The 7,109-nt window shown below is 71.9% G+C and carries 6 protein-coding genes; 1 reads left to right on the forward strand and 5 read right to left on the reverse strand.

Annotation, left to right across the window (positions count from 1 at the left end; genetic code table 11):
* Positions 1-41: 41 nt before the first annotated feature.
* The 3 genes from ACFXGA_RS29895 to ACFXGA_RS29905 all read right to left on the reverse strand — a co-directional run bounded on the left by ACFXGA_RS29895 (position 42) and on the right by ACFXGA_RS29905 (position 4,743).
* Complete coding sequence (locus ACFXGA_RS29895; RefSeq protein WP_378093592.1) at positions 42-1,745, reverse strand: RICIN domain-containing protein; 1,704 nt, start codon at positions 1,743-1,745, stop codon at positions 42-44.
* A gap of 385 nt (positions 1,746-2,130) precedes the next feature.
* On the reverse strand, positions 2,131-4,152 hold the full coding sequence (locus ACFXGA_RS29900) for a cellulose binding domain-containing protein (RefSeq protein ID WP_378093594.1): 2,022 nt from the start codon (positions 4,150-4,152) through the stop codon (positions 2,131-2,133).
* A gap of 237 nt (positions 4,153-4,389) precedes the next feature.
* Positions 4,390-4,743: a winged helix-turn-helix transcriptional regulator gene (locus tag ACFXGA_RS29905; protein WP_378093596.1), complete on the reverse strand. Its 354-nt coding sequence runs from the start codon at positions 4,741-4,743 to the stop codon at positions 4,390-4,392.
* A gap of 78 nt (positions 4,744-4,821) precedes the next feature.
* On the opposite strand from ACFXGA_RS29905, the gene ACFXGA_RS29910 reads away from it, so the two are divergent.
* On the forward strand, positions 4,822-5,241 hold the full coding sequence (locus ACFXGA_RS29910) for a RidA family protein (protein WP_378093604.1): 420 nt from the start codon (positions 4,822-4,824) through the stop codon (positions 5,239-5,241).
* Here the strand turns inward: ACFXGA_RS29910 and ACFXGA_RS29915 are convergent.
* Both ACFXGA_RS29915 and ACFXGA_RS29920 read right to left on the reverse strand, forming a co-directional pair.
* On the reverse strand, positions 5,238-6,155 hold the full coding sequence (locus tag ACFXGA_RS29915; protein ID WP_378093598.1) for a hypothetical protein: 918 nt from the start codon (positions 6,153-6,155) through the stop codon (positions 5,238-5,240). The genes ACFXGA_RS29910 and ACFXGA_RS29915 overlap by 4 nt on opposite strands.
* Before the next feature lie 86 nt (positions 6,156-6,241).
* Complete coding sequence (locus ACFXGA_RS29920) at positions 6,242-6,817, reverse strand: hypothetical protein (RefSeq protein WP_378093600.1); 576 nt, start codon at positions 6,815-6,817, stop codon at positions 6,242-6,244.
* Positions 6,818-7,109 lie beyond the last annotated feature (292 nt).

Here is a 7,109-nt window from a genome sequence, read left to right on the forward strand (position 1 = left end):
GCGGGGGGACGGACCCCTCCCCGCCGCGCCCGGGAGGCCGGCTACCCGAACGTGACGACCAGGCGGCCGTCCGAGGCGTAGGACCACTTCAGCGCACCGCGGTAGGAGGAGCACCGGGAACCGTTGGAGCCCGCCCAGAACTGGTTGGACCCGTCGACGTTGCCGACGGTGCGGTCGTTCGTCCCGCCGGAGCTGAAGCACGAGGTGTTGTTCCGGAACACCGACGAACCGCCGTCGAAGTTGAAGTTGCGCTCGGCGTTGTCGATCGAGACGTTGTCGGAGATCGTCATCGTGCCGAGGTTGCGGTTGTAGGTGAAGCCGTGCTTGCCGTTGCCGTAGGCGATGTTGCGCCGGATCACGTGGTTGACGCCGATGTCCTCGCCGCCGAGCTTGTAGCCGTTGCGGTCGCCGTTGCCGGCCTGCGAGCCGTCGCTCAGCGTGCCGTTGTCGTAGGCCAGCGAGTCCTCGATGGTGACGGCGCCGATCGGGCCGGTGTCGGTCTTGGTGAACAGGTCCCAGCCGTCGTCGATGTTGTTGTGCGCCACCGCGTACCGGAAGACGTTGCCCGGACCGGAGGTCAGCTTCGCGGCGAACCCGTCGGCGTCCTCGCCGTCGGAGTCGGCGTTGTCGTGCGACTCGGCGCTCAGGATCAGGTTGTAGGACGGCCACTGGTCCTTCGGCGTGCTGGACAGCATCCGGGACAGCTGGAGACCCGTGTCGCGGTTGAAGCGGGTCACCGTGCGCTCGAAGACGTTGTGGCTGCCGCCGACGAAGATGCCGTTGTCACCGGCCCGCTCGACCACGATGCCGCGCACGTGCCAGTAGTTGCCGTTCACGGCCAGACCGCGGTTGGCCGGGTCCTCCGCCTGGGCGGAGAAGTTCAGCACCGGCGTCTCGCCGGGGTAGGCGAACAGCTCCGTGCGGTCGCCCGACGTGCCGTTGTTGCCCTGCGGGATGGTGACGGTCTGGGAGAAGCGGTACGTGCCGCCGCGCAGCAGGATCGTGCCGCCGGGGGTGATGCGGGAGATGGCCGAGGTGAGCGTGGTGGGGTCGGCCTGCGTCCCGGACGCGTTGTCCGTGCCGTTCGGCGCCACGTGGAGCGCGCCGCTCGGCGGGTTGCCGGTGGTGGTCGTGGTCGTCGTGGTGGTGGTCGTGGTGGTCGTCGTCGTGCTGGTGGTGGTGGACGTGGGGCCGCCGGTGACCGGGGTGAACGTCCACTGCTTGGTGGCGGCGTTGTCGCACGAGTTCGTCTGCACCAAGGCGCCGGTCGTCGTGGCGTTGTCCTTGATGTTCGCGCACTTGCCGCCGTTGGCGTTGACCACGCGGTAGTTGCTGCCGCTCGCGGTCAGCGACCAGACCTGGCTGCTCGCGCCCGTGCACGTCTGCTGCTGGATGGCCTTGCCGGCGCTGGTGGACGAGTCCTGCACGCCCACGCACAGGCCGGTGGCGACCGACGTGATCCGGAACCCGCCGCTGACCGCGGTCAGCGTCCAGCGCTGGCCGGCGACGTCACCGCACGACTGCTGCCGCAGCTGCGTCCCGCTCGCCGAGCCGGCCGCGTCGAGGCAGTGCCCGCTGCCGGCGTTCTTCACCGCGTACGTGCCCGCGCCGACCGCGGCGTCGGCCGGCGCGGCCAGCGGCCAGGCGGCGAGCGTGGCGGCCAGCGCGGCCACCGCCCCGACCGCGACCAACGCGCTGCGGGCCATGCGTGGCCGGGTCACCGCGGTGTGCTCCGGTGTGCTCATGACGACTCCACTTCCGAATGACTTCCGGCGGTTCCGCGTTTTTCGCGCGCGACCGGGATCGGCGAACACCGGGTCCGGTAATCGCCGATTCACGAATATGACCGCCGGGCAGGGAAAGCAATTCCGCATCGGATGCTAGGAGGTGCGCCACACCCGGTCAACGGCCGAGAAGCCCGCAGACCACCTCCGCACCGCCGTCGAACACGTCGAACACCGAGGTCAGGCACGACACCGGTGATCAACGAAGAAGTTGCGGAATCGCCCCGCGGAATAAGCGCCGGTCATAACCGTGAACAAATGAGGGGTCGGTCCGGTCAGATCCGTGAACAACGGCACGAAAAAGCCCCCTGCCGACCGGGGTCGACAGGGGGCCGGTGGGACGGGGTCAGCGGGTGGTGCAGAGCGTGCCGTTGAGGAAGTACTTCACCGGGTGCACGTTCGGGCCCTGGTAGTTGCCCACGAACCCGACCGTGGTCGACGCGCCCGCGTCCAGGGTCGCGGTGTTGGTCACGGTCACCTGCGTGCCGGTCTGCGACCAGGTCGCGTTCCAGCCGCTGCCGACCTGCTGCCAGGTGGTCGGCCAGGAGTAGGTGAGCGTCCAGCCCGCCGCGGGCCGCGTGCCGGTGTTGGCGATCTCCAGTTCGGCCACGAACCCGTTGCCCCAGTTGGTGGTCTCCCGGTAGGTCACCGCGCAGGACGACGTGGCCGGCGTCTTGGTGGTGAACGTCAGCGGCGGCGAGGACCACGACACCTTGCCCGCGTTGTCCCGGGCGATCAGGTTGACCGTGTACTCGGTGCCGGGCTGGAGGTTGGCCGCGGTGAACGTGGTGCCGATCGTCTCGCCCCACTGGTCGGCGCCCGCGCCGTTGATGCGGTGCACCTCGTACTTCACCGCCGGCGGCGGCGCGGGCCAGGACAGCACGGCGGTGCGGTCGGTGACCGAGTCGAGGACCGGGCGGGCGGGCGCGGCGGGCAGGCCGGTCACCGCGCGGCTCGGCTTGAGCACCACGGTGGTGATCGAGTAGGGCGCGAGCGACACCGAGGACGACGAGCCGGTCGTGGTGGAGATGCCGGTGTCGCCGTTGCCGAACTTCAGCACGGTGGCGTCGGCGGCGGCCGAGTAGCCGGGGACGCGCAGGCTCACGGTCCGGGCGGCGTCGGGGTCCTGGTTGATCATCATGACGGCCAGGCCGCCGTCGGGCCGGCGGGCCGCGTGCGCGCGCACCAGCGGGTCGCTGGACAGGGCCGCGACGAGCTGGTCGCCGGGGCGCGCGAAGCGGGACGTCATGGCGATCGCGTGGTACGGCGCGAACGGGGTGTTCAGCGCGGGCTCGCAGGCCGTGCCGTCGGCCGTGCAGGTGCCGCTGGAGAGCAGGCCGAAGTCGTCGTAGTCGGGGTGGCCCGCGATCTCGCGGACCTGGCCGATGCCGTTGTGGACGTTCCACCAGTCCACGGTGAACACGCCCTGGCCGATCATCGTCGCGTAGGCGTCGGCGGCGAACAGCGCGCCCGGCTGGGTGTTGCGGCCGTAGGAGGTGTTCACCTCGGTCAGGGCGATGCCCAGGTCCTTGCCCGCCAGGCGGCGCGACTGCTCGCGCACCAGCGCGATCTGGTCCTTCACCCGGTCGGTCTTGGCCAGCACCTGCGCCGCCGTGTCACCGCTGGGGTACCAGTGGATGATGCCGAAGTCGACCACGGGACCCGCGATCGCCAGCACGGTCTCGTTCCACGACGCGGTGTCGCCGGTCGCGGTGATGCCGTCCGGCCACTCGCCCGGCGTGGTCAGCACCGCGCCGATCTTGATGGTGGGGTCGACCGCCTTCATCGCGGTGGCGTAGTCGCGGACCAGGGTGGCGTAGTAGGTCGGGCTCTTGTCCGGGTGGTGGTCGGCCTCCCAGCCGGAGCCGTAGTGGCCGTTGCCGTAGTTCTCGTTGCCGATCTCCCAGTACTTCACGCCGTAGCGCTTCTCCACGTTGGCGTACCGCACCCAGGCCGCGGCCTCCTCGGCGGTGCCGGTGCCGTAGTTGGCCGTGACGATGGCCTGCCCGCCGGCCCGCCGCACACCGCGCATGAACGTGTCGAAGTCGGTGTTGGGGGCGACGTACCCGCCGGGGGCGGTGTGGTCGGCCCAGTGGTAGATGTCGGAGTACGAGCCGCCCGGGTAGCGCATCGCCTTGACGCCCGCGTCCTTGAGCAGGTCGGCGACGGCGTCACTGCCCAGGTGGGTGTCCCAGATGGCGTGGTTCACCCCGGTCGCGGCCTCGTGCACCACCTCCAACCCGGCCTTGGTGTTGACCGTGACGGTGACGGCGGCGTCGGCGGCTTGCGCCGGGGAGCCGGCGGTCAGCACGACCTGGGCGGTCACGAGCGCGGCGAGTGCCGGCAGGACGACGAGACGCGGTCTCATGGAGTTTCCCCATCGACGATGATGATCTGGGAGCGCTCCCAAAACTGTGGGCCGCACCCCACACCTTGTCAATCACCACCCCGAACCCCTTGCGCAACCTCGTACGACCGGCCTAGAGCCGGTCAGCCACTTCGCCCAGCGCACCGTCCACACCGGACACACGGGCCGCCGATCCGCTGACGTGCCACCGTTCCCGCGCGATCCGTCGATTCGAGTCGATTCGAGTCGAACGCGCGGTCACACCTCCGCGTCGAACCTCTCCCGCGCCCGCCGGACGTCCGGCATGATCGCCGTGCTCCAGCGCAGCAGCGCGTCGATGAGGTCCTGCAGCGTGTCGCCGAGCGGCGTGATGCGGTACTGCACGGCGATCGGGCGCGTGGTCGTGACCACCCGGTCCACCATCCCGTTGCGCTCCAGCCGCCGCAGCGTGGCCGTGAGCGACTTCTGCGTCACGGCCGGGATCTCGCGGCGCAGCTCGTTGAAGCGCAGGGGCCGCTCGCACAGCCGGTCGAGCACCTGGAGCGACCACTTGTCGAGCACCTGGTCGAGCAGTTCGCGGTGGAGCGCGGTGATCTGGGCGGTTTCCGACATGACACCTAGTCTCGTTGAAGTTCCCTCCGGGCACCAGGTAGACGTTGGATACCACCAACGACCGACGTGAGGACCACCGTGACCGTGCAGCTGCTCAGCCCGGAAGGCTTGTTCCAGCCCGTCCCCTACCACCACGTCTCCATCGGCACGGGCGCCCGGCAGGTGCACGTCGCCGGCCAGATCGCCCGCGACGCCGAGGGCAACCCGGTGGCCACCGGCGACCTCGCCGGCCAGGTCGCCCAGGCCCTGCGCAACACCGCCAGGGGCCTGGCGGGCGCCGGCGCCTCGTTCGCCGACGTCGTCCGCCTCCGGTTCTTCGTCACGCGGTGGAGCCCGGACAGGATGGGAGCCTTCATGGCGGGCCTGGACCGCGTCACCGACGAACTCGCCATCCCGCGCCCCCTGCCCCCGGCGTCGTTGATCGGCGTGGACTACCTGTTCGAACCGGACGTCCTCGTGGAGGTCGAGGCGTTCGCCGTGCTGGACCGACCCGCCTAACCCTCCGCCGCCTCCCACCGCACGCCGTAGGCCAGCCCGGGGACGAGGTGGCGGAACTCCAGGTGCACCTCGCCGGCGGGGTCGACGTGCCGCCGCCGGCCGTGGCGCGCCCCGTCGGCCCCCTCCGGGTCCGCGCCGTGCAGCGCCCAGACCTTCGGCGGCGTGGCGCTCGGGCCGAAGCGGACCCGCACGTCGAGCAGGTCGCAGGGCCGCTGCGGCACGTGGACGAGGTACGGGCGCGCCGCGTGCGCGGCCGGCGGGTGGAAGCGGACGGCGAAGTCGTGCGCCTGCCCGCCGGCCACCGGGGTCGGCAGGACCAGGGTCGGGGCGGGGTCGTCCAGCAGCGTGCCGCCGTACAGCACGTCCACCTCCACCCCGGCCCCGGCCAGCGGGAGCGGCGGGGTCAGCGGCAGGTCGCGCAGGCCGTCGTGGTCGGCGACGACCCGGTGCCGTTCGATCACCTCGGGGCGGGCCCGGTCGAGCCTCAGCACGGCGTGCAGCTCCTCGGTGCGCCAGCCGGCCGACGACCCGACCGACCGGCCGCGCGGCGCGTCGGCGGCCAGTTCGGCGAGGTGGTCGATGGCCTCGTCCACGCGCCGGCGCACGGTGCGGGGGTCGCGGTCCAGCCGGACCGCCGCCCAGTGCACCCGGTCCTGGTACAGGGGCAGCCGGGCCTCGTCCTCGATCGCGAACGCGGCGAGCGTGGCCAGGCGCAGGTCCTCCGGCAGCCGCCCGGCCAGCTCCGACAGCCGGGCGGACACCTTCCGGCGGATGGCGCCCGGCGCGTCGCCCTCGGCGACCCCGCACGTCGCGCGCAGCGTCGGGCCGACCCGGTCCCCGATCCGGCCCGCCAGCACGCCGCGACCCTTGCGGAGCGACTTCAGCTCCCGGACCAGGTCCGCGTGCGCGTTCATCGGCCCACCCCCGTCGATCTCCACGGTGTTCTGCCGGGCAGGGTGCGGCCGGCCGGTGGACCGGACGTGGACACATCGTGGATGACCTACCCGCGGTCCGACGGCCGGGCCGCCAGCGCCACCGCCAACGCGGTGCCCAGGCGGACGCCGTCCTGGCCGAGGAACACGCGGAAGGTGCCGATGCGGTCGAGCGTGCCGCGGTCGACCGCGCCGAGGCCGTAGGCGACCACGGTCGGGCACGCGGGCCAGGCGGGGTCGGTCAGCGCGGCGAACGCGTCCGGCCAGGTCCCCGGGTCGGTCGGCCGCCCGTCCGAGGCGAAGAACACCACGGGTCTGCGGACGTGCAGCCGGCGGGCCCGCAACGCGCGCACGTCGTCGGCGATGGTCGCGCGCACCAGCGTGAACGCGGGGCCGAAGTTGGTCCCCGCGCGCGGGCCGGCCGCGCTCAGCTCCGCCAGCTCGGCCGCCGGGCGCAGCGGTTGCAGCACGGTCGCCGCCGCCGCGAAGCCGACCACGCACACCCGGACCGACGCGGCGGCCGACGGGTCGGCGTGGACGGCGCCCCGGAACTCCCGCAGCCCGGCGTTGACCTCGTCGAGGTGGTCGGCCATCGAGAGCGACACGTCGCACACCACGTAGCACGGCAGCACATCGGGCGTCATCGGCTCCTCCTTCGCACACCTTTTGCGGACAACGCGGAGCCTGGCCGGTGTTTGTCTACCCGCGGTGGACCCGACGCGGATTCCGACACACAGACGGCCGCTTGTGCGACATCCGCCGTAGACATCAAGCTCGCGAACCGGGAGGCGGCGTGGAATTTCGGATGCTGGGTCCGCTGGAGGCGTGGCACGGGACCGCACGGGTCCCGCTGGGCGACCAACAGCAGCGGTACGTCCTCGTCGTGCTGCTGCTGCACGCGAACAAACCGGTGTCCACCGACAAGCTGACCGACAT

The sequence above is a fragment of the Actinosynnema sp. NPDC059335 genome (assembly GCF_042752395.1).
Lineage (GTDB): Bacteria > Actinomycetota > Actinomycetes > Mycobacteriales > Pseudonocardiaceae > Actinosynnema.